This window comes from Streptomyces sp. NTD107 (genome assembly GCF_059510435.1).
Map to the genome: position 1 here is coordinate 126,462 of NZ_JCAJZV010000001.1, position 22,177 is coordinate 148,638.

The following is a 22,177-nucleotide window of genomic DNA, read 5'->3' on the forward strand; positions in this document are numbered from 1 at the left end:
TGCCGCTCCATGGTAAGACCCCGGCCCGGGTACGCCCTCACCAAGTCCTCACGCCCAGCCGCTATCAGCGGTAGTAGGCTCGCGCTGTCGCAGCACGCAGCAGCACGGACACACCCGGGGAGGGCCCGCACGTGCGAGGGAAGTCGATCCGACGGAAGATAGGGGCCCTGCTGCTGGTGCCGCTGCTGTCGCTCGTGTCGATCTGGGCGTTCGCCACGGCCATCACCGTCGCCGAGGCCCGGTCGCTGCTCGCCGTCGCCTCCGTCTCCGACAAACTCGGCACCCCCGCCGAGGGCGTCATCCACGCCATCCAGCAAGAGCGCCGCCAGACCCTGGTGTTCCTCGCCGACCCGCGCCGCTCGGACGCCCTCGCCGACCTCGGCGCCACCCAGGAGGCCACCGACACGGCCGTCACCGAGGTACGCGAACAGGCCGCCGGCGGCGCCCGCGACGACCTCAACGGCAGCGCCAAGGACCGGCTCGACGCCTTCCTCTCCGGGCTCGACGGGCTTGCCGCACTGCGCGATCAGGTCCACAGCAACACCATCTCCCGCACGGCCGCCCTCGATGCCTACACCGTCGTCATCGATCCCGGATTCCGCTTCCTCGGCGCCCTGCACCTCGTCGAGAACGTGGACCTCGACCGGCACGGCCGCGCCGTCGTCGGCATCGCCCAGGCCCGCGAATACCTCTCCCGCGAGGACGCCCTGGTGGCCGGCGCGCTCGCCGCCGGCCGCGTCACCGACACCGAACTGCGCCAGCTCGGCGACCGCATCACCGAACGCGCCCTCGCCTACACCACCTACCTCCCCGACCTCCCCGCCAAGGACCAGCAGGCCCACGCAGCCTTCTGGGACACCGGCCCCGGCCACGTCCTCACCGTCGTCGAGGGCCGGCTGCTGGACGCCGGCACCCGCTCCGCCCGCGCCGACCAGTGGGTGGACACCGGCGGCAACGCCCTGGAGCAGCTGCGCACCCTCGGCGACAGCGCCCAGGAGCGCTACCAGGACGCCGTCGACCCCGAGGCCACCGCCGTACTCGTACGAGCCGGGGCGGCCGGCCTGCTCGGCGCCGTCGCCGTGATCATCTCGCTGGTCGTCTCGCTGCGCATCGGCCGGGCCCTGATCCGCGACCTGATGACGCTGTCCAAGGAGGCCAAGGACGCCGCCGAGGTACGGCTGCCCGGCGTGCTGCGCCGGCTCGCCACCGGCGAGCGGGTCGATGTGGAGACCGAGGCCCCGCACCTGGAGTACGGCCGCGACGAGGTCGGCCAGGTCGGTCAGTCCCTCAACACCCTCCAGCGCGCCGCGGTGGCCGCCGCCGTCGAACAGGCCACCGTACGGCGCGGGATCTCCGACATCCTCGTCAATCTCGCCCGCCGCAACCAGGTGCTGCTGCACCGCCAGCTGGGCCTGCTGGACGCGATGGAACGGCGCACCGACGACGCCGACGAACTCGCCGACCTGTTCCGCCTCGACCACCTCACCACCCGCATGCGCCGGCACGCCGAGGGCCTGGTGATCCTGTCCGGCGCGGCCCCCGCCCGGCAGTGGCGCAAGCCGGTCCAGCTCATGGACGTGGTCCGCGCCTCGGTCGCCGAGGTCGAGGACTACGAGCGGGTCGAGCTGCGCCGCATGCCGCAACTGGCGGTGGCCGGCGGCGCGGTCGCCGACCTGACGCATCTGATCGCCGAACTCCTGGAGAACGCCACCGTCTTCTCCCCACCGCACACCGCGGTCCAGGTCTCCGGCGAACGGGTCCCGCACGGCTACACCCTGGAGATCCACGACCGGGGCCTCGGCATGAACCCCGACGCACTCCGCGAGGCCAACGAACGTCTCGCCCACAGCCCCGAGTTCGATCTGTCCGACACCGACCGGCTCGGCCTGTTCGTGGTCTCCCGGCTGGCGGAGCGGCACGGGGTGCGGGTGTCACTGCGGGAGTCCCCGTACGGCGGCACCACCGCCGTGGTGCTGCTGCCCGGCGAACTGCTCACCGAGAGCGCCGGGGACAGCCCTGAGGAGCGCAACCCGCTGCCCGAACGCCCCGCCCCGCCCGAGCTGCTGAACGGCCCGGTGGACGGCCCCGTGGAGCTGGAGGCCCCGGTCGGCTTCCGGACCCTGGAGCGGGCCCGGGACAGCCTGCGCGGCTTCGGCCCGTATCCCGACCGGTATCCCCGGCCACCCGCGCCACCGCGCCCCGAAGAACCCGCGGCGCCGGCCGAGCACACCACCTCGGCCGCGCCCGTACCCCCGATCCCGCTGCCGCAGCGGCGCCGCACCCCGGTGCTGGTCGCCGACCACGGGCGGCCGGTCGGTGAACCCCCGGGCGAGGCCGATCCCGCGCCCGGCCACCAGGAGGAGGACGGCGGCGCCACCACCACCATCGCCGGGCTGCCGCGCCGGCAGCGCCGCACCCGGCCCGAGCCCGCCCCGCGCCATGAGGAGTGGGACGAGCCGGAGCCCGGCGGCCCCGGCCCCGGCACCGATCCCGGTGAGCAGGACGCCGACGAGGTACGCGCCAGGATGGCCGCACTGCAACTCGGCTGGCGGCGCGGCCGGCAGTACACCGACCGCGACCGCGACCGCGATCGCGACCACGGCACCGACATCAGGCGGGGCGATGACCCGCAGGCACCGACACCGTAAGGGGCAGACCCATGACTGCACCGGGGGCCGACGCCCAGGACGGAACACCTCATCAGGACGGCGAGCGGCTGGACGTGCTGCTCGACGAACTCGTCGGCAGAGTGGCGGGAATCCGCCATGCGCTGATACTCTCCGCCGACGGTCTGGCGCGCGGCGCCTCCCGGGCGCTGAGCCGCGAGGACAGTGAACAACTGGCGGCGGTGGCCTCCGGGTTCCACTCACTGGCCAGGGGCGTGGGACGGCACTTCGCGACCGGCGGGGTCCGCCAGACCCTGGTGGAGCTGGACGACGCGTTTCTCTTCGTGGCCGCGGCGGGCCAGGGCAGCGCGCTCGCCGTCTTCGCCGAAATCGAGGCGGACATCGGACAGATCGGCTACGAGATGACGCTGCTGATCAAGCGGGTCGGCGCACAGTTGGGCACCGCGCCGCGCGGTGGCCCGGCCGGCGAGAGCTGACCGGCCGGCCGATGAGCCACGGCTGGTTCGACGAGGAGGCGGGACCCATCGTGCGGCCCTACGCGATGACGCGTGGCCGCACCCGGGGTACCGTCGGTCATCCCCTCGACCTGATCGCCCTGGTGACGGCGGAGACCGGCGATCCGGAGGGCGGTACGGGCGGTGGCACCGATCTCACCGACCGGGAACTGGCCCCGGAGCACGCCGAGATCATGCGCCGCTGCCGCCGTACGACCGAGTCGGTGGCCGAGCTCGCCACCGGGCTCGATCTGCCGGTCGGGGTGGTGCGGGTGCTCATCAGTGATCTGCTGGACGCCGGTCTGGTACGGGTCAGCCGTCCGGTCCCCGCCTCCCAGTTGCAGGACGACAGCACACTCCGTGAGGTGATCGATGGTCTCCGGGCCCTTTGAACGCGGTGCCGGCAGGTCCGCGGATCCCACGGCACTGAAGATCCTCGTCGCGGGGGCCTTCGGCGTCGGGAAGACGACGCTGGTCGGCGCCGTCAGCGACATCAAGACCCTTCAGACGGAGGAGTCGCTGACGGAGGCCGGGCGGCCGGTGGACGACATCCGGGGGGTTGCCGGGAAGCGGTCCACGACGGTGGCCATGGACTTCGGGCGGATCACGATCAGCGATTCGGTGATCGTGTATCTCTTCGGCACGCCGGGGCAGGAACGGTTCCGCTTTCTGTGGGACGAGCTGGCGCGCGGGGCGCTGGGGGCGCTGATCCTGGTGGACACCCGGCGGCTGGCGGACAGTTTCTCGGTGGTGGACTTCTTCGAGACCCGGGGGCTGCCGTTCGCGGTGGCGGTCAACTGCTTCGACGGAGCGGTCCGTTATCCGCCGGAGCAGGTGCGGCGCGCGCTGGACCTCGATGAGGACGTGCCGGTGCTGCTGTGCGACGCGCGCGAACGGACCTCGGCCAGGGACGCGCTGGTGGCGGTGGTGGAGCACGCGCTGCACCGGTCAGCGCGGCAGCGTTCCGCCGTGTCCTGAACGGGAGTTGCGCCCGTGACGTCCTGGGGTTGCTGCGGTCGTGTCGCGAAAAGGTGACAACGTCGAGGACGGCGAAACCAAATGCCGCCCTCGACGCGTCGGTGATCAGTGACTGCGGCGGACATCGGGACCCACGGGGGTGGCTCCGGTGCCCGCCGCGGTTGCATTGGCTAACGGCGCAGCGAGTTGGTGCTCACCGGGAAGTCGAAGAGGGTGTCGGGGTAAGGCTCGGCCCGGTGGCCGAAGTGCCACCACTCGGTGTCCACCGGCGCGAAACCCTCCGCGCCCAGGGTGGTGGCCAGCAGGGTACGGGCGGCCCGCGCCTCGGCGGGGACGTCGGTGGCGTCGCCGTGCGAGCGCGGATCGAAGAAGTCGAAGCCGGTGCCCATGTCCACGGGGGCGCCGTCCGCCGTCCGCACCAGGGTCACATCGACCGTACTGCCCCGGCTGTGGCCGGACTTCACGGCCAGATAGCCCTCGGCCACCAGCCGGTCCTTGGCGACGCGCGGGTAGAACTCGGCCCGGGTGCGGCCGTCCTCGGGCCGCTCCATCCAGCGCATGAAGTGGTCCACGGCGCGCTGCGGGCGGTAGCAGTCGTACACCCGCAGCCCGTAGCCCTGCGGGCCGAGGGCGGCGGCGGCCCGTCGCAGGGCGTCGGCCGCGTCCCGGGTGAGCAGGCATTCGGGCTGCTCGTAGCCGTCGACGGGCTCGCCGGTGAAGTTGTGCGGACCGGCGTACCGCATCTCCTGCTGGATGTCCGGCGCGACCGCGCGCAGCGCCACGAAGTCGGCGGGCGCGGTGTCCGTCACCTCCGGGGGTGCCTGGGAACCGGCCAGCGGCAGCACCAGTGCGCCGGTGACCGCGACGGCGGCCAGGGCGGCGGCGGACGAACGGTACATAACCGGTTCCTATCAGGGGCCGGGCGGGCCCGCGCGAGATGTGCGGCCAAGGTGATGACGGTGTGCTGGTTTCTTCACGGACGGGACGGTAGGCGGCTGGGTTACCCGCTCGTAACGTGAGGGGTACTCAGCAGTAACTGTGGTCCGGACCCAGCTTCTGCCGCGGTGTCACCCCCCATGTGAGATCAGCGAGGAGCCGCCCCATGAAGCTGCCCCGGATCCGTACCCGAACCCGTCCCGGACGACTGCGCACCGGCCTGCTGCTGGCCGCCGTGCTCACCCTGCTGCCCGCCCCGGCCCTCGCCGCCGTCGCGCCCGACGAGGTGGTGGCGACCGCCGCCACCGGTGGCTGGAACAAGGAACAGTGCACCCCCGCCGCCGCCCACCCCCGCCCCGTCGTCCTGGTGCACGGCACCCTGGCCGACGGCACCACCAACTGGCTCGGTCTGGCCCCCTACCTGGTGGCCCGCGGCTACTGCGTCTACTCCTTCGACTACGGCCGGCTGCCCGGCGTCCCGCTCCTGGGCGGCCTGGCCCCGATCGAGGACTCGGCCGGCGAACTCGCCGCCCAGATCGACCGGGTGCTGGCCCGTACCGGCGCCCGCGAGGTCGACCTGGTCGGCCACTCGCAGGGCGGGCTCATGCCCCGCTACTACCTCAAGCACCACCCGGGCGCGGCCGGCAAGGTCAACGCGTTCGTGGCGATCGCGCCCAGCACCAACGGCACCACGCTGCTGGGGCTCACCAGGCTGCTCGACCTGATCCCCGGCCTGGACCGGGCCGTCGCCGAGGGAGCGCCCGCGCTGTCCCAGCAGGTGGCCGGCTCCGCGTTCCTGCGGGAGCTGAACGCGGGCGGCTACACCGTGCCGGGCGTCACGTACACGGTGATCTCGACCCGCTACGACGAGGTGGTCACCCCGTACCGCTCGCAGTTCATCCATGAGCCGGGGGTGCGCAACGTCCTGCTCCAGGACCTGTGCCCGCTCAACATCTCCGAGCACGCCACGATCGGGCTGATCGACCGCATGGCCTTCCACGAGACGGCCAACGCCCTGGACCCGGCGAACGCCAGGCCGACCACCTGCTGGTCGTTCTTCTCCTAGGCCGTCTCGTACAACTTCTCGGCGTAGCCAGGGCCGTAGTGGTCCTCCAGCAGCGCCAGGGAGTCGTCAGGACGATCCAGCGCCTTGGCGATCCGGGCCCGGCTGGGCAGCGCCTCCGGCTGCCAGCTGTCCGGATCCCAGGTGTGGGAGCGCAGAAACGCCTTGGAGCAGTGGTGGAAGATCTCCTCGATCTCCACCACCAGGGCGAGCCTGGGACGACTGCGCCGCACGATCATCTCGTCGAGGAACGGCGCCTCGCGCACCAGCCGGGCGCGGCCGTTGATCCGCAGGGTGTCGCCGCGCCCGGGCAGCAGATAGATCAGGCCGACCCGCGGGTTGCTGAGGATGTTGCGGAAGCCGTCCATGCGCTTGTTGCCGGGGCGCTCGGGGATGGCGAGGGTGCGGTCGTCCAGGACGAGCGTGAAGCCGGCCGGGTCGCCCTTGGGCGAGACATCGCAGCTGCCGTCGGCCGCGCTGGTGGCGATCAGGCACAGCGGTGAGCGGGCCAGCCATTCGCGGTCCAGGGCGTGCAGTTCGGTGCGGACCTTGTCGCGGGTGTACGGGGCGGGTTCGCCGATCAGCTCGCGCAGTTCACTCTCGGAGCCGACCTCCACGTACCTGTCGGGCGGGTACCTGCCGGGTGCGGTCGTCATCGCTGTCGCTGTCCCCATTTCCGGGTCGGGCCCCCCAGATGCTGACAGCACGAAGCGTACGGCGGTGCCGCCGTCTCCCCTGAAGGTGGGGGCCGGGAGACGGCGGCACCGGTGAGTGGGCCGCGCCGGTCAGGCGCGGCGGGTGGCGGCCCGGCGGCGGGCGGCGAGGAGCACCGTGGAGGTGCCGATGAGCAGGGCGGCGGCGCCGCCGAGGGCGAGCGCGGCGGTGGCGGAGTCGCCACCGGTGGCGGCCAGTGACGGGTCGTTCGCGGCGGCGTCGGGGTCCGCCTCGGTGACGGTCTCACTGGTGCCGCCGGCCGGGGCGGGCCGGTTGGCTTCGGGGGCGGCGGCCTCGTCCCGGTGATCGGTGTGGTCGCCGTGCGCACCGTCGTCGTGCTGGTGGTCGTGGCCGGAGTCCGGCTGCTGGAGCTCCGGCTCCGGGGCGGGGTCCGGCTCGGGCTCGGGCGCCGGGTCGCGCTCCGGCTCGGTGGCGGGCGGCGCCGGCTGGGTACCCTGGCCACCGCTTCCCGCACCGCCGAACACCACGTCCGAGCAGGTGTAGAACGCCTCCGGGCTGTCGCTGCGCTGCCAGACGCTGTAGATCAGATGCCGTCCGGAGCGCTCGGGCACCGTCATGTCGAAGACGTACGCGCCGCTCTCCAGCGCCGGATCGTCGACCTTTCCGAAGGACTCCAGGTCCGACCAGCGCAGCGGGGTGGTGGGGTCGTACCCGTTCTTGGTGATGAACAGTTCGAAGCCCCCGCGGTGCGGCGCGGTGGCCGCGTAGCGGAAGGTGTGCGGGCCGGCGGACAGGGTGGAGGCCGGCCAGTCGGCGCGCGCCTGGTCCAGCCCGGCGTACTTGTCGCGGCCCGCACTGCACAGCTTGCCGTCCGGGATCAGCTCCCGGTGCCGGCCGGCGGCGTCCGCGATGTTGACCTCGTTCCAGTCGTACAGCGGCTGGGTGCCGCCGGTCGCCACCAGGTCGCGGCAGGCGGCGCTCTGCGGATTCTCCGGGCCCTCCGCGTGACATGCCTTCACCCGGCTGACGGGGTCCTCCATGGAGCCGTGGGCGGCGGCGGGGGTGGCCGTGGCAACGACGATGGCCAGTGGGGCGGCCACCGTCAGGGCGGCGACCGTGGCGGCGGTGCGCAGCGCAGTCATCGGAAGGGTCTCCTTGTGGCGGGGCGGATGATGCGGGGTGGGGTGTGTGGGGGGTGATGCGTGGGGGGACTTGTGGGGGTGGTGAGTGGGGGGACTTGTGGGGGGACTTGTGGGGGTTCCCCGGACCGTGACGGGGGATCAGCGGCCCGGGGAATGAGCACGTTAGCCGTCGCCGGGGGCCGTTTCGGGGCGCGACGGGGCCCTCCACCGATCTTTAAGACCCCACTAAGGACGCGGACAAGGCCGGGTTAAGCACGGATGGGAACGCCCGGGACGCGTCGGTGCGCAGGGGTGAATTTCGGTCATAGGCCCCGGGTGGGGACAGGCGTGGTTGACATGGTTAGGTATGCCTAACCTAAATTGATCGGCGGCCGAGCCGCACTCGACCACCGAGCACCACCCGTACCACCACGCACGACTGAGCACCCACCGTCAACGCAAGGGACCGTACAGAGCCCATGAGCATGCCCGGCCACGCACCAACCGTGCCCGTGCCCCCCACCCTGCTGGAGCCCGATCTGCTGGCCGCCGACCCGGCCGGTCTGGCCGATGTCGGCAGACTCGTCACGGAACTGACCCGCGAAGCGGCCGGCGCCCTGCGCCGCCGGTCGGGGCCGCTGCCCGCACAGACCCCGCGGCAGCTGTCCGCCCTCGTCGACCGGCAGTTGCCGGACGGCCCGATACCGCGGCACGGCGGCGGCAGGGAAGCCGTCCTCGCCCTGGCCCGGGCATATGCCGCAGGCATGGTGGATCTCGCCGATCCACGCGCCGCCGCCCACCTCCAGCCCCCCTCGCTCAGCGTCGCCGCCGCCGCCGACGTCCTCGCCTCCGTCTTCAACGCCTCCGTCGACACCTGGGACTCCGGCCCCTACGCCGTCGAACTCGAACGCCGCCTCATCGCCGCCCTCACCGACCTGGCCGGCTACGGCCCGGCCGCCGGCGGCGTCCTCACCCCCGGCGGCAGCGCCTCCAACCTCCAGGCCCTGCTCATCGCCCGCGACACCGCCCTGCGCCCCGGCCGCGACGTCCGCGCCGTGGGCCTGAGCGGGCTGACCGTGCGCCCCCTCATCTACTGCTCCGAACTCGCCCACTTCTCCATGGCCCGCGCCGCCGCCCTGCTCGGACTCGGCGAGAGCGCCGTACGATCCGTCCCGGCCGACGAACACCACCGGATGCGCCCCGAGGAACTCGACCGCGCGATACGCAGCCGCGCCGCCGACGAACTCCCCATCGCCATCGTCGCCACCGCCGGCACCACCGACTACGGCTCCATCGACCCGCTGCCCCAACTCGCCGCCATCGCCCGCGACCACGGCATCCGGCTGCACGTGGACGCGGCGTACGGCGGCGGCGCCCTGTTCTCCGACCGGCTGCGACCCCTGCTGGACGGCATCGAGCACGCCGACAGCATCACCATCGACCTGCACAAAACAGCCTGGCAACCCGCCGCCGCCAGCGCGCTGCTGCTGCGCGACCGGTCCGGCTTCGCCACCACCACCGGGCTGCGCGTCGCCTACCTCAACCCCGAGGACGACGGCGAGGCCGGCTACGACGGACTGCTCGGCCACTCCCTCCAGACCACCCGGCGCGCCGACGCGCTCAAAGTCGCCGCCACCTTCCTCGCGCTGGGCCGGGAGGGCGTCGGCGCGATGCTGGACGCCTGCCACGACCTGGCCCGGCACGCGGCCCGCGCGGTGGCCGCCCACCCGCACCTGGAACTCACCACCGAACCCGTCCTCACCACCGTCGTCTTCCGCTACCTGCCCCGTACGACCACCGACCCGGCCACCGTGGACGCCATCAACGGCGCCCTGCGCCGCCGACTGCTGCGCGAGGGCAGCGCGCTGATCGGCCGCACCGAGACGGCCGGCGCCGTACAGCTGAAACTCACCCTGCTCAACCCGCAGGCCAGGGCGAGCGACATCGAGGAAATGCTGGCCGCCGTGGACGCGGCCGGGGCGGCCGTGGAGGCCGAGGAGGAGCACCACCATGTCTGAGCACACCGAGAAAACCGCCGTCCTCGACCTGGCGGCGGTCGGCATCGGCCCCTTCAACCTGTCGCTGTCGGCACTGGCCGACGACGTACCCGGGCTGACGTACGCGGCGTACGACCAGCGCCCCGCGTACGACTGGCACCCCGGCCTGATGTTCGACTGGGCGAAACTCCAGGTCGGTTTCCTCGCCGACCTGGTCTCCCTCATCCGGCCCACCAGCCGCTGGTCGTTCCTCAACTACCTCGTCGAGCACGACCGGATGTACCCCTTCTACATCTCCGAACGCTTCCACATACCGAGGCGTGAGTACGCCGACTACTGCGCCTGGGCGGCGGCCCGGATTCCCGGGCTGCACTTCGGCACCTCGGTGGACGCCGTGGAGTGGGACGCCGAACACGACCTGTGGCAACTGACCCTGCGGGACGTCGCCACCGGCACGACCCGCATCCAGCCGGCCCGGAACATCACCCTGGGCATCGGCACGGAAGCGGCGCTCCCCGGCCCGCTGAAGAACCTGGCCGACCACCCCGGCGTGCTGCACTCGGGCGAGTACCTCCACCGGATCGACGCCCTCGCGGCGGCCGGGGTACGGGACATCACCGTGCTCGGCTCCGGTCAGTCCGGGGCCGAGGTCTTCCTGGACCTGATCCGCCGGCAGAAGGAGACCGGCTGGGCCGTCAACTGGCTCACCCGGTCATGGGGGTTCGCGCCGCTCGACTACTCCAAGCTGGTGCTGGAGTACACCACCCCGGAGTACATGCGCTACTTCCACGCGCTGGAGCCGGACGTACGCGACCGGCTGATCGCCTCGCAGTGGCAGCTGTACAAGGGGATCGACACGGAGACCATCGACCTCATCCAGGAGGAGCTGTACGACCACCTGCTGGACGGCGACCGGGCGCCGATCACCCTGCGGCCGGCAACCGCACTGGAGGCGGCCGGCACCGGACCCGGAGAAACGATCACCCTGACCACCCGGCACGCCGACACGGACAGCTCCGCCGTCCGTTCGACGGACGCGGTGATCGCGGCCACCGGCTACACCCCGCGCCGCCCCGAGTGCCTGGCCCCGGTGGAGAAACTGATCGCCTGGGACGGCAAGGGCCGGTACGACATCACCGAGGGCCACCGCATCCGCACCGTCCCCGAGGTGACGGCCGGCCTGTACGTCCAGAACGCCGAACTCCACACCCACGGCGCGGCCTCACCCGACCTCGGCATCGGCGCCTACCGGGGTGCGCTTATCCTCAACGCGGTGAGCGGAAGGGCGACCTTCCCCATCCCGCGCAGGACGGCGTTCCAGACGTTCGACCCGCGCTGAACCAGCGGGCCCGGCCGCCCGGGGCGGCCGGGCCCACTCGCAGCGGGGCGGAGGTCGAGGGGCGAGTGACGGACACCGAACGACGCGGGCGGCACGCGCGGATCGCCACCGAGCTGGCGCTGCTGAGCGACGCGCGACTCACCGCACTGCTGACCGGCGGGGCCGGGAGCGGGGCCGGGGGCATCGGCGGCCGGTCGGCGATCCTCGATGTGGCCGGCACCCGGGTGTTCGCGAAGCGCGTCCCGCTCACCGCGCATGAACTGCGCCCCGAACACCTCCACTCGACCGCCAACCTCTTCCACCTCCCCGCCTTCTACCACTACGGCGTGGGCTCGGCCGGCTTCGGGGCGTGGCGCGAGCTGGCGGCCCAGGTGATGACCACGAACTGGGTGCTGGCCGGCCAGTACGACGGCTTCCCGCTGCTGCACCACTGGCGGGTGCTGCGGGACACGGCGCCGGAGGGGTTCGCCGAGGAGTTCGGCCGCTTCGACTGGGAGGGATCGGCGGCGGTACGGGACCGGCTGGCCGCGATCGGCCGGTCCGAACACAGCCTGGTGCTGTTCCTGGAGTACATCCCGCACACCCTGACCCAATGGCTGACGGACGAGACGCACGACGGCTTCCTGGACCAACTGGTACGCGGGGCACGGTTCATGGGCGAGCGGGGCTTCGTCCACTTCGACGCCCACTTCCGCAACATCCTGACGGACGGCCGGCGGATCTACTTCGCTGACCTGGGGCTGGCGCTGAGCGAGCGGTTCGAACTCGCCCCGGAAGAAGCCACCTTCCTCACGGCCCACCGCACCTACGACCTGGCCTATCTGCCCGCCCACCTCCGCCGCTTCCACCGCCCGGCGGCGGACCTGGGGCGGTACGCTGCGGCAGCGAAGGTCATCGACGCCTTCCACGACCGCCTGGTGAACGACAGCAAGCACACCCCCTACCCGGCGGCAGAGATCGAACGAGCCCTGGAGCACTCCGGTGACTGACACCTACTGGGACGACGCCGCCGCGACCTTCGACGAGGAACCCGACCACGGCCTGCGCGACCCGGCGGTCCGCGCCGCCTGGGACGCGCGACTGCGCGACTGGCTCCCGGGCAGGCCGAGCCGGGTCTTGGACCTCGGCTGCGGCACCGGCAGTATGGCGGCCCTGGCCGCCGGCCAGGGCCACACGGTGACGGCGATGGACCGCTCGGCCCCGATGATCCGGATCGCCCGCACGAAGCTGGGCCGCGACCGCGCCACGCTGGCCGTGGCCGACGCCACCCACCCGCCGGTACGCGCCGGATCGTTCGACGCGGTGCTGGTACGGCACGTGCTGTGGGCCCTGCCCGACCCCGAGTCGGTCCTGGCCCGCTGGGCAGCACTGCTGCGCCCCGGCGGCCGCCTGATCCTGGTGGAGGGCCGCTGGGGCGAATCCACCCCCACGGGCATCGGGGCAGCCGAACTCCGAACCATGCTCCACACCTTGCCGGCGATCAACCCCAACCAAACCCGCCACGAAGACCTGACCGAAGCCCCCACCCTGTGGGGCCGCCCGGTACGGGACGAACGCTACGCGCTGATCGCACTGACGACGACCAACTGAGGGGCCGTCTGGGCGACCCCTGGGGCCGGAGGATCCCCGCCCTGCGGGGAAGCCGCTCGCCGCGCTCAATCTTTGGAGCACCCCCGCGCCTGCGGGGAAGACCCTTGTTGACCTGGGGCTCAGCGAGGGCTTTGGTTTTTCTTTGCCTTGGTTTCGTGCCTCACCAGGTGAGGGTAGCGGTTGCCGCGCCCACCCGTCCCCGGGGTGGGGTGGGTGGGCGGGGGTAGCCGTCTCGTTGGCCTCAAGCGGCCGTCAGGCCGGGCTCATTGCCGTGGCAAGGCGGAGGTGGGGGGCCGCCTCCGCCTGGCGGCCCAGGCGCTCCAGCGTGCGGCCCAGCAGCAGGTGCAGGTACGCGTCGTCCGGGGTCTCCTCTGTCAGTCGCTCCAGCACGCCACGCGCCCGGTCCAGTTGGGCCGAGTGGTAGTAGGCGCGGGCCGCCGCCACCCGGACCGTGCGGTCCGTTCCGTGGTCGGCCAGCAGCGGCCCGAGCAGGGTCAGCGCGCCCAGTGGGTCGCTCTTGTCCAGCAGGGATTCCGCCAGCCGCAGGCGTTCCACCTCCGCCGGGAGGTCGCGTACCGCCGGCGCGTTCCGCAGGAACGCGGCGATCGCGTCGGGGTGTTGGGCGCCCGCCAAGGCGTGGGTGCCGACGACCAGGGTGGGGGAGGTGCGTACGCCGATCGCCTTGCCGCGCAGCAGCAATTCCCGGACCTGGTCCTCGGCGGCCCCCGCCGCCACCAGCGCTCCGCCCGCCTCGAAGCCGGCCGCGCGGGCGGCCCGGTCCAGGACGGCGGGGTCGCTGATGTCGAGGGCGGACACGAAGTGGGCCTTGAGGATCTCCTCGACCACCGCGTTCTGGAGCGCGGATCCGCCGGCCTCGTACGCGAGCGCGATCAGCTGGTGGGCCGGCCCGCTGTCCGTTCGCCATACCGCGCCGAACGGGGTGTCGATGCCTTCGTCGGCCGCGATCTCCGAGACCCGGATCCGGGTCTCGTTCGCGCCGGGCGCGCCCGCTTCCAGCGCCTCGCTCACCAGCGGGTCGATCAGCCACTCCGCCAGCGGCTCGGCCTTCGCCGGCGCCATGGGGTCGATGCGGAACGGCCGCCACACCACCTCGGCCGACTCGTCGCCGAGTTCGCCGAACGTGGCGAGGGCCGCCTCAAGCCGCCGCTTGCCGACGTACGCCCAGGGACACACCATGTCGGCCCAGATCTCGATACGCATACCCGGCACTATAAGCAACAGATGTTGGTTATGCAACACCTGCCGTACACTGCCTCCCGTGAACCCCGACGACCCCCGCGCCCGCCGTACCCGTGAACGGTTGCGTGCCGCCGCGCTCGAACTGGCCGGTGAGCGCGAGCTGAGCGCCATCACCATGTCGCTCATCGCCCAGCGCGCCGCGATCAACCGCGCCACCGTCTACGCCCACTACCCCGACCTCGACGCCCTCGTCGCCGACGCCATGGACGACGCCATCGGCCGGCTCGCCCGCGCCGCCGCGCTCTGTCCGCTCCAGGCGCCCCGCGACGCGCCGCCCCAGCCGCTCCTCGACCTCTTCGAGGAGGTCGCGTCGGGTGCCGTTCTCTACCGCCGGATGCTCTCCGAGGGCGGCAGCGCCCGCTTCGCCCGCCGGATGCAGCAGCGCCTCGCCGCCGGCCTCGCCGACCGCTTCGCGGCGCACGGCCGCCGCCCGCCCGCAGCCGCCGACATCCCGCTGGAGTTGCACGCCGGCTATCTCGCCGGCGCGCTGTGCGGGGTGATCACCACCTGGATCTGCGCCGACCACCCCGCGCCCGCCCCGGACGCCGCCCTCGCCACCTGGCGCCTGCTGCGCGCCTGACCGCGCCAGTGCCCCCCGGCCCGCCGGGCCTCCGTCAGCCCAGCTGGATGGAGCGCTTGGCCAGGCCGCCCCAGAAGCCGTCGATCACCGAGCGCTGGGTGGCGAGTTCCGACTCGCCCGCGCCCAGCGTGACGAACAGCGGGGCGAAGTGTTCCGTACGGGGGTGGGCGATCCGGCCGGCCGGTGCGGCGTGTTCGAAGTCGAGCAGCGCGTCGATGTCCCCGGCGCCCAGCGCCTCCGCGCCCCAGGCGTCGAACTCCCTGGACCACCCGGGCGCCTCGCTCGGCGCGCTGCCCCACGCGAACCCGCTCAGATTGTGGGTGAAGAAGCCGCTGCCCACGATCAGTACCCCTTCGTCCCGCAGCGGCGCCAGCCGCCGGCCCAGCGCCAGCAGCCGCTGCGGGTCGAGGGTGGGCAGGGACACCTGGAGCACCGGGATGTCCGCGTCCGGGTACATCTCCTTCAGTGGTACGTACGCCCCGTGGTCGAGGCCGCGGGTCGCGTCCTCGTGCACGGGGGTGCCGGGGCCGCCGACCAGGGCCCGTACCCGCGCGGCGAGTCCGGGGGCCCCGGGGGCCGGATACGTCACCCGGTAGTAGTGCTCGGGGAAGCCGCCGAAGTCGTACACCAGCGGCACGGTGCGGGTGGCGCCGACGGTGAGCGGGGCGGATTCCCAGTGCGCGGAGACCATGAGGACCGCCCGGGGCCGCGGGAGTGCGGCGGACCACTCCGCCAGCTGCCGGGTCCACAGGGCGTCATCGGCCAGCGGCGGTGCTCCGTGGCTGAGGTACAGCACGGGCATCCGGTCGGCGGCGGGGGCGGTCATCACGGTCTCCTTGTCGGTTGTTCGTTCGGTCTGTTCCGGATCAGTTCCGGATCAGCAGGGTGATGCCCGCGACCACCAGCGCCAGCGCCAGCGCGGCGACGCCGTGCACCAGCCGGTGCTCGCGCACCCGCTCGGGCAGCGGGAGGATGTGGTCGAGGGCGTACCGGCCGGGGCCGGCCAGGGCCAGCGCGGCGGCTGCCACGCCGAGCAGCAGCGGCAGTTCGTAGCCGCCGAGGAACGGGTCGTCCCAGTGTGCGGAGACGATGGCGTTGAGCATGGTGCCGACGATGGCGGCGCCCGCCAGCGGGGTCAGCAGCCCGAGGGCGAGGCCGAGGCCGCCCAGGGTTTCGGAGAGCCCGGCGATGAGGGCCATGGTGCGGCCGGAGGGGAAGCCGAGGAACTCGAAGAACTGGCCGGTGCCGTCCAGGCCGCCGCCGTTGAACCAGCCGAACAGCTTCTGCGTGCCGTGCGCGGCCATGGTCAGCCCGACCGCCAGGCGCAGCACGAGCAGGCCCAGGTCGGTGCCGGTGGGTGCGGTGCTGTCGCCGCCGGCGAGGGCGGCGCGGGACGTCAGAGTCGTGGGGGAGGTCATGGGTGAGGGTCTCCATGTCGACGGTGTCGTCGTTCAAATTCGAACCACGTTTCCAGGAGCGTACAGGGACGGTTCGAATTTGAACAACGGCGTACGATGGAGATATGGCGAAGACGCGATGGCTGGATGAGCAGGAGATGGCCGCCTGGATGGCCTTCCTGGACGCGACCCATCGGGTGTTCCGCGCCGTGGAGGCCCAGCTCAGGGAGGACGAGGGCCTCTCCCACCCCCAGTACGAGATCCTGGTGAAGCTCTCCGCCGCGGGCGAGGCCGGGCTGCGGATGACGGCGCTCGCCGATTCGCTCATCACCCCCAAGAGCGGCCTCACCTACCAGGTCGGCCAGCTGGAGAAGAGCGGCCTGGTCACCCGGCGGGCCTGCGACTCGGACGTACGCGGGGTCACCGCCCGGATCACCCCCGCGGGCCTGGACGTCCTGCGGGCGGCGGCCCCCGGGCATGTGGCGCGGGTGCGCGAGGTGCTCATCGATCTGCTGGACCGCCGCCAGCTGGCCGCCCTCGCCGAGGCGCTGGGTACGGTCAACGCCCGGCTGCGCGAGAACACCGCAACCGGCGCACAGCGAGGAGAATGACCGGCGTGAAGATCGTCATCGACGCCGCCTCCGCCACCGCGCCCTTCGAACAGCTGCGCGCCCAGCTCGCCGACCAGGCCCGCACCGGAACCCTGCCCGCCGGCTACCGGCTGCCGACCGTACGCGGCCTCGCCGAACGGCTCGGTCTCGCCGCCAACACCGTCGCCAAGGCATATCGCGCCCTGGAGAGCGACGGCGTCATCGAGACCCGGGGCCGCAACGGCACCTTCATCGCCGCCGCCGGGGACGCCGCCGCCAGGGAGGCAGCGGCGGCGGCCCTCGACTTCGCGCGGCGCGCCCAGCGGCTCGGCCTGGACCACGACGCGGCGCGCGCCGCCGCACACGACGCTCTGCGCGCCACGTACCGGCCCTGACCCCCCGGGCTCCGATCTCCGGCGCCGCTAAACCGCCCGGGCACCCCCGCCCCACAGCCACACCGTGGTGTCCGGCGGCAGCTTGCCGCCCTCGATCCGGTCACTGGACAGCAGCACGCCCCAGTTCTTGGGCAGCGGAAACGGCTCGGAGGAGAAGTTCACCGCGCACCGCAGCACCGCCGCCCGCTCGAACGACAGCACCCCCGGCGGCGCCTCCAGCCAGCGCAGCGACTCCGCCGCGAAGCCGCGCTGCCCACGCCGCAGCCGCAGCGCCGACCGGTACAGCTCCAGCATCGACCCGGGCGTCCCCGACTGGGTCTGCGCGGTGCGCCCGTGCCACTCCCCGGGCTGCGGCAGCCACGGCTTGCTGCCGCGCGGCCCGAAGCCGAACGGCGCCTCCCCGCCCGACCACGGCATCGGCACCCGGCAGCCGTCCCGGCCCCGCACGGTACGCCCGGTACGCTCCCAGGTCGGATCGCGCAGCAGCTCCTCCGGGATGTCCTCGACCTCCCACAGGCCCAGCTCCTCGCCCTGGTAGAGGTACGCGTTCCCCGGCAGCGCCAGCATCAGCAGCGCCGCCGCCCGCGCCCGCCGGGTGCCGAGCTCGCGGTCGCACGGCCCCTCCGCGCCGGTGTCGTACCCGTGCTCCCCGACCAGCGTCTCCTTGCGGCCGAACCGGGTCACCTGCCGGGTGACATCGTGATTGGCCAGCACCCAGGTGGCGGGCGCGCCCACCGCGCCGTGCGAGGAGAGATTGCGGTCGATGACGGACCGCATCACCTCCGGCTCCCAGGGCGCCGTCAGGAAGGGGAAGTTGAACGCGGTGTGCAGTTCGTCGGCGCGCAGATAGTTCGCCAGCCGCTCCTCGCGGACATGCGCCTCGGCCACGAACACCCGGTCCCCGGCGTAGCTGTCGGCGATCTTCCGCCACGTCTGGTAGATCTCGTGCACCCCGTCGTGGTCCCAGTGCGGATGCCCCTCGCGGTGCCGCTCGTGCTCGAACAGCAGTTCCTCCGGGATGCCCAGGTCCGGCAGCGCCGGATCCTTGGCCAGACCGTGCGCCACGTCGATGCGGAAGCCGTCCACACCCCGGTCGAACCAGAACCGCAGTATCGACTCGAACTCGGCGCGCACCTCCCGGCTGGCCCAGTTGAGATCGGGCTGCTCGGACGCGAACAGATGCAGATACCACTGCCCGGGGGTACCGTCCGGATCGGTGGTACGGGTCCAGGCCCGGCCGCCGAACCTGCTGCGCCAGTCGTTGGGCGGCAGTGAGCCGTCCGGGCCGCGCCCGTCCCGGAAGAGATAGCGGTCGCGCTCGGGCGAGCCGGGCGGGGCGGCCAGTGCCTCGCTGAACCAGGCGTGCTGGTCGGAGGTGTGGTTGGGGACGATGTCCAGCAGGACCCGGATGCCGTGCGCGTGTGCCTCGGCGATCATCTCCTCCGCCTCGGCGAGCGTGCCGAAGGACGGATCGATGGCCCGGTAGTCGGCGACGTCGTAGCCGCCGTCCTTCATGGGGGAGGGGTACCAGGGGGTGACCCAGATGGCGTCGACGCCCAGTTCCTTGAGGTAGGGGAGCCGGGCCCGCAGTCCGGCGATGTCGCCGATCCCGTCGCCGTTGCCGTCGGCGAAGCTGCGGATGTAGACCTGATAGCTGACGGCCGTACGCCACCAGGGCGTGGCCGGTGTCTGGTGAATACGGGTGCGGGGCACGTATCTTCCATTCCTCTTGCGAGTTGACCCTGGGAGATGCGCGGTCTCAGCGGCTCACCGCGCAGTGGTGCGGGTGTGCTGATCCGGGTGCCGGCCGGGCGCTGTACCCGGGTACGGGAGGGGGCCCGCCGGGGAACCGGCCGGGGCATCCGCCGTACGCCCGGGGGCATGTTCGGGACTGGTCCGGGGTCTGACCACGCGGGCCGCTCCGGTGGTGCCCCGGACCACGAGCCGGGTGGGCACCACCACCTCGGTGGGCTCCTCGCTCGCCCCGGACAGCGCGTCCAGGATCTGGCGGGCCAGCAGCTCCCCTTGGTGGGCTACGGGTTGAGCGATGGTGGTGAGGTCGAGCAACTCGGCCGTCTCGTGGTCGTCAAACCCGATGACCGAGACATCGTCGGGGGCCCGCAGGCCCATCCTGGTCAGGGTGCGCAGCGCGCCGTACGCCATCTGGTCGGATTCGGCGAACACCGCGGTCGGCGGATCGGGGAGGCTCAGCAGCCGGGCCATCGCGGAGGCGCCCTCCTCGATGCCGAAGTTGCCCGGCGCCTCCAGATCCGGTTCGTAGGGGATGCCGGCCTCGGCCAGCACCGAACGGTAGGCGTGCTCACGGACGATGGGCGTGGTGAAGCCCCTCGGGTCGCCGAGCGAGCCGGTGATCATGCCGATCCGCCGGTGCCCGAGGTTGATCAGATGGCGCACCGCCGTGGTGGCGCCCTGGGCGTTGTCGATGGAGACATGCCAGCAGCCGGGCACCCGGGTGCCGAGAACGGCCACCGGTACCTCCATGGAGACCAGCGCCTCGGACTCCGCCTCGGACAGCGGGAGGTTGAGGACGATCAGCGCGTCCACCCGGCGGCGCAGCGGCATCCGGGCGAAGAATCGTTCATGGACGCGGGCGTCGCCCAGGTTGTACAGCAGCAGATCCAGGTCGTTGGCGCGCAGCACCGAGTCGATGCCGGAGAGCACCTGGCTGTAGAACCACCGGTTGACGAACGGCAGTACGACGCCGATGGTGCCGGTCCGGCCCGAGGCGAGGCTGGAGGCGTGCGGGGAGATCGCGTACGACAGCTCCTCGGCGGCCCGCAGCACCCGCTCCCTGGTGGCCTCCGAGACGTTCGGCAGACCGCGCAGCGCGCGCGAGACGGTGGCGGTGGACACCTTCGCGCGTCTGGCGACATCGATGATGCTGGCGGCCATACGCTCTGCTGACCCTCCGTCCGTTCGCTGCGACGAGCCCGAACGTACTGCCGATGACCGAGGGAATGCAATCGTTTACATGAAAAGATCTTGAATATGCGCCATGTTGGGCCGCTGTTGCCTGCTGAAGCAGCAAAACCCCAGGTGGGTGGCGTGAAAGGTAATGTAAACGTGTACATGCGGGGTTGGGCGCGCAGGGGGACAGCGGCAGGGCCGCCCCGGCCGGCCGGCGGATGAGTGGCCGGAATCGTACGGTCGTCCGTACGAGCCGGAGCCGGAGCCGGCCGGGGCGGTGGCGGAGGAGGGTCAGCCGCCGAGCTTGCGCAGGGCGGTGACGGTGGTGTCCTTGAACATGTCCACCGGGGCGTGGGTCAGCTGGCCCATCTCGCCCCAGCTGACGACGGTCACGAGGTCGCCGTCGCGGCCTATGCCGAACAGGTGCACGCCGGTGCCGGCGTTCGGCGGCGCGGTGTGCACCCCGAAGACGCGCGCGCCGTCGGCGGCGTCCACGGTGCCGTAGTCGTCCCAGGCGGCGCCCGCGCCCGGGTTCTCCCGCAGCCAGTCGGCGGCGCAGCCCGCAGCGGCCTCGGCCAGCTCGGCGGCCAGCGCCCTGGCCTCGACGGTGCCGCCGGTCTCCACGACGAGCTGGCGCGCCGAGGTGTCCATCTCGGTGTGGTAATCGCGGATCCAGGTCCAGTCGGCCGGCAGCTCCACGGCGTCGAAGCAGAACAGCGGCGGCTCCGGCAGCCCCCGTACCGGGTCCTGCGCGTACCAGTCCGAGGAGGCGTGCGGCGGCAGTTCGCCGGGCTCCAGGAACGCGGGCGGCCGGTCCGGGCCGCCCGCCGCCGTCGCGGCGCCGCCGGTCAGCGCGCACGCCACGACGGCGGCGACGGCGCCGACCGCCATGGTCTTACGGGTACGGGTACGGGTACGGGTGAGTCGCATGGGAGTGCCCCCTCCAGTTGGTGCTCGGTGTGACAGCCGCAACCCTGGGCGCCCCGCGTCCCGGCCGGCAACGCTTCCACCCGGAGCCGGGACGCCGGAACCATTCCACCCCCGGCTGACGTGGGACGATGCGAACGGTGGAATGGTGGAACGGGACGGCACACAGGCAGGGGGGACGGCCATGGGGGACGACACACCGGCACGTGCGTTCGCCGACGGACTGCGGGAGCTGAAGGACCGCTCCGGGCTGAGCTTCGGCACCCTGTCCAAACGGCTGCATCTGAGCACCTCGACCCTGCACCGTTACTGCTCCGGCGCGGCCCTGCCCCAGGAGTTCGCGCCGGCCGACCGCCTGGCCCGGCTGTGCGGGGCCACCCCGGAAGAACTGCGCCGGCTGCGCCGCCTGTGGCTGCTGGCGGACGCCCAACGGGCCGGCGCCCCCACCCCCACCCCGGCCGCGGCCCCTTCGCCCGCCCCCGCTCCCGTACCCGCTCCCGTACCCGCGGCCGAACCCGCCCGGCCACGGCGCGGATTTCGCCATGGGCGGCTGACCGTGGGCCTGGCCGCCCTGCTGCTGGCGGCCGGGCTCACCCTCGACGCGGCGGGCGGCGTGAAGGCGGACCCGGCCACGGACGACGCGGCCCCCGTCCAGTGGACCGTCCGCTCCCACATCTGGGCCTTCGGCTGCGGCCACCGCTACCTGATCGACGCCGCACCCGACCAGGTCCCGGCACCGCCCCTCGCGCAGGACGCGGAACGCTGGTCCGCCGACCGGCACGCGGTGCACGGCGACTCGGCGATCGTCGAGATCACCCTCACCGCCGCGCCCGGCAGCGCCCCGACCCCGGTCGTCATCGACGCGGCGCACATCCGGGTCGCCGAGCGCCGTACCCCGCTGCCCTGGCCCGCCTACCGCATGGACAACGGCTGCGGTGGCTCCCTCACCCCCGCCGCCTTCACCGTCGACCTCGACGCCGACCGGCCCCTCGCCCACCCGCTGGCCGGCGGCGACGCCGCCACCGGTGAGGAATTCCCCGCCCCCGGCCTCCCCTTCGCCCTCGGCCCCACCGAACCCCTGCCGCTGCGCTTCGAGGCGCGCACCGCCACCGGGGACATCGACTGGTACATCGAGCTCGACTGGAGCAGCGGCGACCGCACCGGCACCGTACGCGTCGACGACCACGGGCACCCCTTCCGCACCAGCGCAACCACCGGCCCGGTCCATACCCATGACACCGGAACAGGCGGCTGGCTGCCCGAGTGAGGCAGGATCGGGA

At 72.7% G+C, this 22,177-nt stretch carries 22 protein-coding genes; 13 read left to right on the forward strand and 9 right to left on the reverse strand.

Translation table 11 applies throughout. The features are described from left to right. Positions 1 to 131: 131 nt before the first annotated feature. Genes AC5WRL_RS00560 through AC5WRL_RS00575 form a run of 4 tightly spaced genes read left to right on the forward strand, consistent with a single transcriptional unit; the run spans position 132 to position 4,099 of the window. A complete protein-coding gene (locus AC5WRL_RS00560; RefSeq protein WP_496086202.1) occupies positions 132 to 2,648 on the forward strand; it encodes a sensor histidine kinase in 2,517 nt (838 codons plus the stop codon). 11 nt (positions 2,649 to 2,659) lie between these two features. Beyond that, on the forward strand, positions 2,660 to 3,103 hold the full coding sequence (locus AC5WRL_RS00565) for a roadblock/LC7 domain-containing protein (RefSeq protein ID WP_496086203.1): 444 nt from the start codon (positions 2,660 to 2,662) through the stop codon (positions 3,101 to 3,103). Positions 3,104 to 3,114: 11 nt separating this feature from the next. Then, the gene (locus AC5WRL_RS00570) at positions 3,115 to 3,513 is read left to right on the forward strand and encodes a DUF742 domain-containing protein (RefSeq protein WP_496086204.1); all 399 of its coding nucleotides are present in this window, start codon (positions 3,115 to 3,117) and stop codon (positions 3,511 to 3,513) included. Beyond that, entirely contained in the window at positions 3,494 to 4,099 is a 606-nt protein-coding gene (locus tag AC5WRL_RS00575; protein ID WP_496086205.1) for a GTP-binding protein, read from the forward strand. Before AC5WRL_RS00570 ends, AC5WRL_RS00575 begins: the two co-directional genes overlap by 20 nt. A 170-nt stretch (positions 4,100 to 4,269) precedes the next feature. Here AC5WRL_RS00575 and AC5WRL_RS00580 read toward each other — a convergent pair whose 3' ends face one another. After that, positions 4,270 to 4,998 carry a M15 family metallopeptidase gene (locus tag AC5WRL_RS00580; protein WP_496086206.1) on the reverse strand — a complete coding sequence of 243 codons (729 nt, stop codon included), beginning with the start codon at positions 4,996 to 4,998 and terminating at the stop codon, positions 4,270 to 4,272. A 203-nt stretch (positions 4,999 to 5,201) separates the two neighbouring features. Here AC5WRL_RS00580 and AC5WRL_RS00585 point away from each other — a divergent pair, with 203 nt between their 5' ends. Further along, positions 5,202 to 6,101, forward strand: coding sequence for an esterase/lipase family protein (locus AC5WRL_RS00585; RefSeq protein WP_496086207.1), 900 nt, complete (start codon positions 5,202 to 5,204; stop codon positions 6,099 to 6,101). Here the strand turns inward: AC5WRL_RS00585 and AC5WRL_RS00590 are convergent. Continuing rightward, entirely contained in the window at positions 6,098 to 6,754 is a 657-nt protein-coding gene (locus AC5WRL_RS00590; protein WP_496086208.1) for a pyridoxamine 5'-phosphate oxidase family protein, read from the reverse strand. The genes AC5WRL_RS00585 and AC5WRL_RS00590 overlap by 4 nt on opposite strands. Before the next feature lie 129 nt (positions 6,755 to 6,883). Next, positions 6,884 to 7,915, reverse strand: a complete 1,032-nt coding sequence (locus tag AC5WRL_RS00595; protein WP_496086209.1) for a lytic polysaccharide monooxygenase auxiliary activity family 9 protein — start codon at positions 7,913 to 7,915, stop codon at positions 6,884 to 6,886. 485 nt (positions 7,916 to 8,400) lie between these two features. Here AC5WRL_RS00595 and AC5WRL_RS00600 point away from each other — a divergent pair, with 485 nt between their 5' ends. The 4 genes from AC5WRL_RS00600 (at position 8,401) to AC5WRL_RS00615 (ending at position 12,820) form a co-directional block, all read left to right on the forward strand. Continuing rightward, on the forward strand, positions 8,401 to 9,912 hold the full coding sequence (locus tag AC5WRL_RS00600) for a pyridoxal phosphate-dependent decarboxylase family protein (protein ID WP_496086210.1): 1,512 nt from the start codon (positions 8,401 to 8,403) through the stop codon (positions 9,910 to 9,912). Beyond that, complete coding sequence (locus AC5WRL_RS00605; protein WP_496086211.1) at positions 9,905 to 11,230, forward strand: lysine N(6)-hydroxylase/L-ornithine N(5)-oxygenase family protein; 1,326 nt, start codon at positions 9,905 to 9,907, stop codon at positions 11,228 to 11,230. The genes AC5WRL_RS00600 and AC5WRL_RS00605 overlap by 8 nt, the downstream gene beginning before the upstream one ends. Positions 11,231 to 11,295: 65 nt before the next feature. Continuing rightward, positions 11,296 to 12,219, forward strand: a complete 924-nt coding sequence (locus AC5WRL_RS00610) for a protein kinase family protein (RefSeq protein WP_496086212.1) — start codon at positions 11,296 to 11,298, stop codon at positions 12,217 to 12,219. After that, on the forward strand, positions 12,212 to 12,820 hold the full coding sequence (locus AC5WRL_RS00615) for a class I SAM-dependent methyltransferase (protein WP_496086213.1): 609 nt from the start codon (positions 12,212 to 12,214) through the stop codon (positions 12,818 to 12,820). The genes AC5WRL_RS00610 and AC5WRL_RS00615 overlap by 8 nt, the downstream gene beginning before the upstream one ends. Positions 12,821 to 13,072: 252 nt before the next feature. On the opposite strand, the gene AC5WRL_RS00620 is transcribed toward AC5WRL_RS00615, so the two are convergent. Beyond that, positions 13,073 to 14,041 (reverse strand): DsbA family oxidoreductase, encoded by a 969-nt coding sequence (locus tag AC5WRL_RS00620; RefSeq protein WP_496086214.1) that lies wholly within the window; start codon positions 14,039 to 14,041, stop codon positions 13,073 to 13,075. Between the two features lie 58 nt (positions 14,042 to 14,099). Between AC5WRL_RS00620 and AC5WRL_RS00625 the strand changes: the two genes are divergently transcribed. Continuing rightward, positions 14,100 to 14,660: a TetR/AcrR family transcriptional regulator gene (locus AC5WRL_RS00625; RefSeq protein ID WP_496086215.1), complete on the forward strand. Its 561-nt coding sequence runs from the start codon at positions 14,100 to 14,102 to the stop codon at positions 14,658 to 14,660. Between the two features lie 34 nt (positions 14,661 to 14,694). Here AC5WRL_RS00625 and AC5WRL_RS00630 read toward each other — a convergent pair whose 3' ends face one another. Then, complete coding sequence (locus AC5WRL_RS00630) at positions 14,695 to 15,486, reverse strand: dioxygenase family protein (protein WP_496086216.1); 792 nt, start codon at positions 15,484 to 15,486, stop codon at positions 14,695 to 14,697. A 40-nt stretch (positions 15,487 to 15,526) separates the two neighbouring features. After that, a complete protein-coding gene (locus AC5WRL_RS00635; RefSeq protein WP_496086217.1) occupies positions 15,527 to 16,078 on the reverse strand; it encodes a DoxX family protein in 552 nt (183 codons plus the stop codon). 104 nt (positions 16,079 to 16,182) lie between these two features. Here AC5WRL_RS00635 and AC5WRL_RS00640 point away from each other — a divergent pair, with 104 nt between their 5' ends. Both AC5WRL_RS00640 and AC5WRL_RS00645 read left to right on the forward strand, forming a co-directional pair. Continuing rightward, the gene (locus AC5WRL_RS00640; RefSeq protein WP_496086218.1) at positions 16,183 to 16,668 is read left to right on the forward strand and encodes a MarR family winged helix-turn-helix transcriptional regulator; all 486 of its coding nucleotides are present in this window, start codon (positions 16,183 to 16,185) and stop codon (positions 16,666 to 16,668) included. Continuing rightward, positions 16,665 to 17,042 carry a GntR family transcriptional regulator gene (locus tag AC5WRL_RS00645; protein ID WP_496086219.1) on the forward strand — a complete coding sequence of 126 codons (378 nt, stop codon included), beginning with the start codon at positions 16,665 to 16,667 and terminating at the stop codon, positions 17,040 to 17,042. Before AC5WRL_RS00640 ends, AC5WRL_RS00645 begins: the two co-directional genes overlap by 4 nt. Positions 17,043 to 17,069: 27 nt before the next feature. On the opposite strand, the gene AC5WRL_RS00650 is transcribed toward AC5WRL_RS00645, so the two are convergent. From AC5WRL_RS00650 to AC5WRL_RS00660, 3 genes are all read right to left on the reverse strand, one after another. Continuing rightward, complete coding sequence (locus AC5WRL_RS00650; protein ID WP_496086220.1) at positions 17,070 to 18,755, reverse strand: glycoside hydrolase family 13 protein; 1,686 nt, start codon at positions 18,753 to 18,755, stop codon at positions 17,070 to 17,072. 54 nt (positions 18,756 to 18,809) lie between these two features. Then, on the reverse strand, positions 18,810 to 19,955 hold the full coding sequence (locus AC5WRL_RS00655; protein WP_496086221.1) for a LacI family DNA-binding transcriptional regulator: 1,146 nt from the start codon (positions 19,953 to 19,955) through the stop codon (positions 18,810 to 18,812). Between the two features lie 306 nt (positions 19,956 to 20,261). After that, entirely contained in the window at positions 20,262 to 20,900 is a 639-nt protein-coding gene (locus AC5WRL_RS00660) for a hypothetical protein (RefSeq protein ID WP_496086222.1), read from the reverse strand. Between the two features lie 181 nt (positions 20,901 to 21,081). Between AC5WRL_RS00660 and AC5WRL_RS00665 the strand changes: the two genes are divergently transcribed. Further along, the gene (locus tag AC5WRL_RS00665; protein WP_496086223.1) at positions 21,082 to 22,164 is read left to right on the forward strand and encodes a helix-turn-helix domain-containing protein; all 1,083 of its coding nucleotides are present in this window, start codon (positions 21,082 to 21,084) and stop codon (positions 22,162 to 22,164) included. The last annotated feature ends 13 nt before the right edge of the window (positions 22,165 to 22,177 follow it).

Coding starts and splice junctions, on each gene's coding strand:
- AC5WRL_RS00565 (WP_496086203.1), top strand. CDS start 2,660: ATGACTGCACCGGGGGCCGACGCCCAGGACGGAACACCTCATCAGGAC.
- AC5WRL_RS00570 (WP_496086204.1), top strand. CDS start 3,115: ATGAGCCACGGCTGGTTCGACGAGGAGGCGGGACCCATCGTGCGGCCC.
- AC5WRL_RS00575 (WP_496086205.1), top strand. CDS start 3,494: ATGGTCTCCGGGCCCTTTGAACGCGGTGCCGGCAGGTCCGCGGATCCC.
- AC5WRL_RS00580 (WP_496086206.1), bottom strand. CDS start 4,998: ATGTACCGTTCGTCCGCCGCCGCCCTGGCCGCCGTCGCGGTCACCGGC.
- AC5WRL_RS00585 (WP_496086207.1), top strand. CDS start 5,202: ATGAAGCTGCCCCGGATCCGTACCCGAACCCGTCCCGGACGACTGCGC.
- AC5WRL_RS00590 (WP_496086208.1), bottom strand. CDS start 6,754: ATGACGACCGCACCCGGCAGGTACCCGCCCGACAGGTACGTGGAGGTC.
- AC5WRL_RS00595 (WP_496086209.1), bottom strand. CDS start 7,915: ATGACTGCGCTGCGCACCGCCGCCACGGTCGCCGCCCTGACGGTGGCC.
- AC5WRL_RS00605 (WP_496086211.1), top strand. CDS start 9,905: ATGTCTGAGCACACCGAGAAAACCGCCGTCCTCGACCTGGCGGCGGTC.
- AC5WRL_RS00620 (WP_496086214.1), bottom strand. CDS start 14,041: ATGCGTATCGAGATCTGGGCCGACATGGTGTGTCCCTGGGCGTACGTC.
- AC5WRL_RS00630 (WP_496086216.1), bottom strand. CDS start 15,486: ATGACCGCCCCCGCCGCCGACCGGATGCCCGTGCTGTACCTCAGCCAC.
- AC5WRL_RS00635 (WP_496086217.1), bottom strand. CDS start 16,078: ATGACCTCCCCCACGACTCTGACGTCCCGCGCCGCCCTCGCCGGCGGC.
- AC5WRL_RS00640 (WP_496086218.1), top strand. CDS start 16,183: ATGGCGAAGACGCGATGGCTGGATGAGCAGGAGATGGCCGCCTGGATG.
- AC5WRL_RS00645 (WP_496086219.1), top strand. CDS start 16,665: ATGACCGGCGTGAAGATCGTCATCGACGCCGCCTCCGCCACCGCGCCC.
- AC5WRL_RS00655 (WP_496086221.1), bottom strand. CDS start 19,955: ATGGCCGCCAGCATCATCGATGTCGCCAGACGCGCGAAGGTGTCCACC.
- AC5WRL_RS00660 (WP_496086222.1), bottom strand. CDS start 20,900: ATGCGACTCACCCGTACCCGTACCCGTACCCGTAAGACCATGGCGGTC.
- AC5WRL_RS00665 (WP_496086223.1), top strand. CDS start 21,082: ATGGGGGACGACACACCGGCACGTGCGTTCGCCGACGGACTGCGGGAG.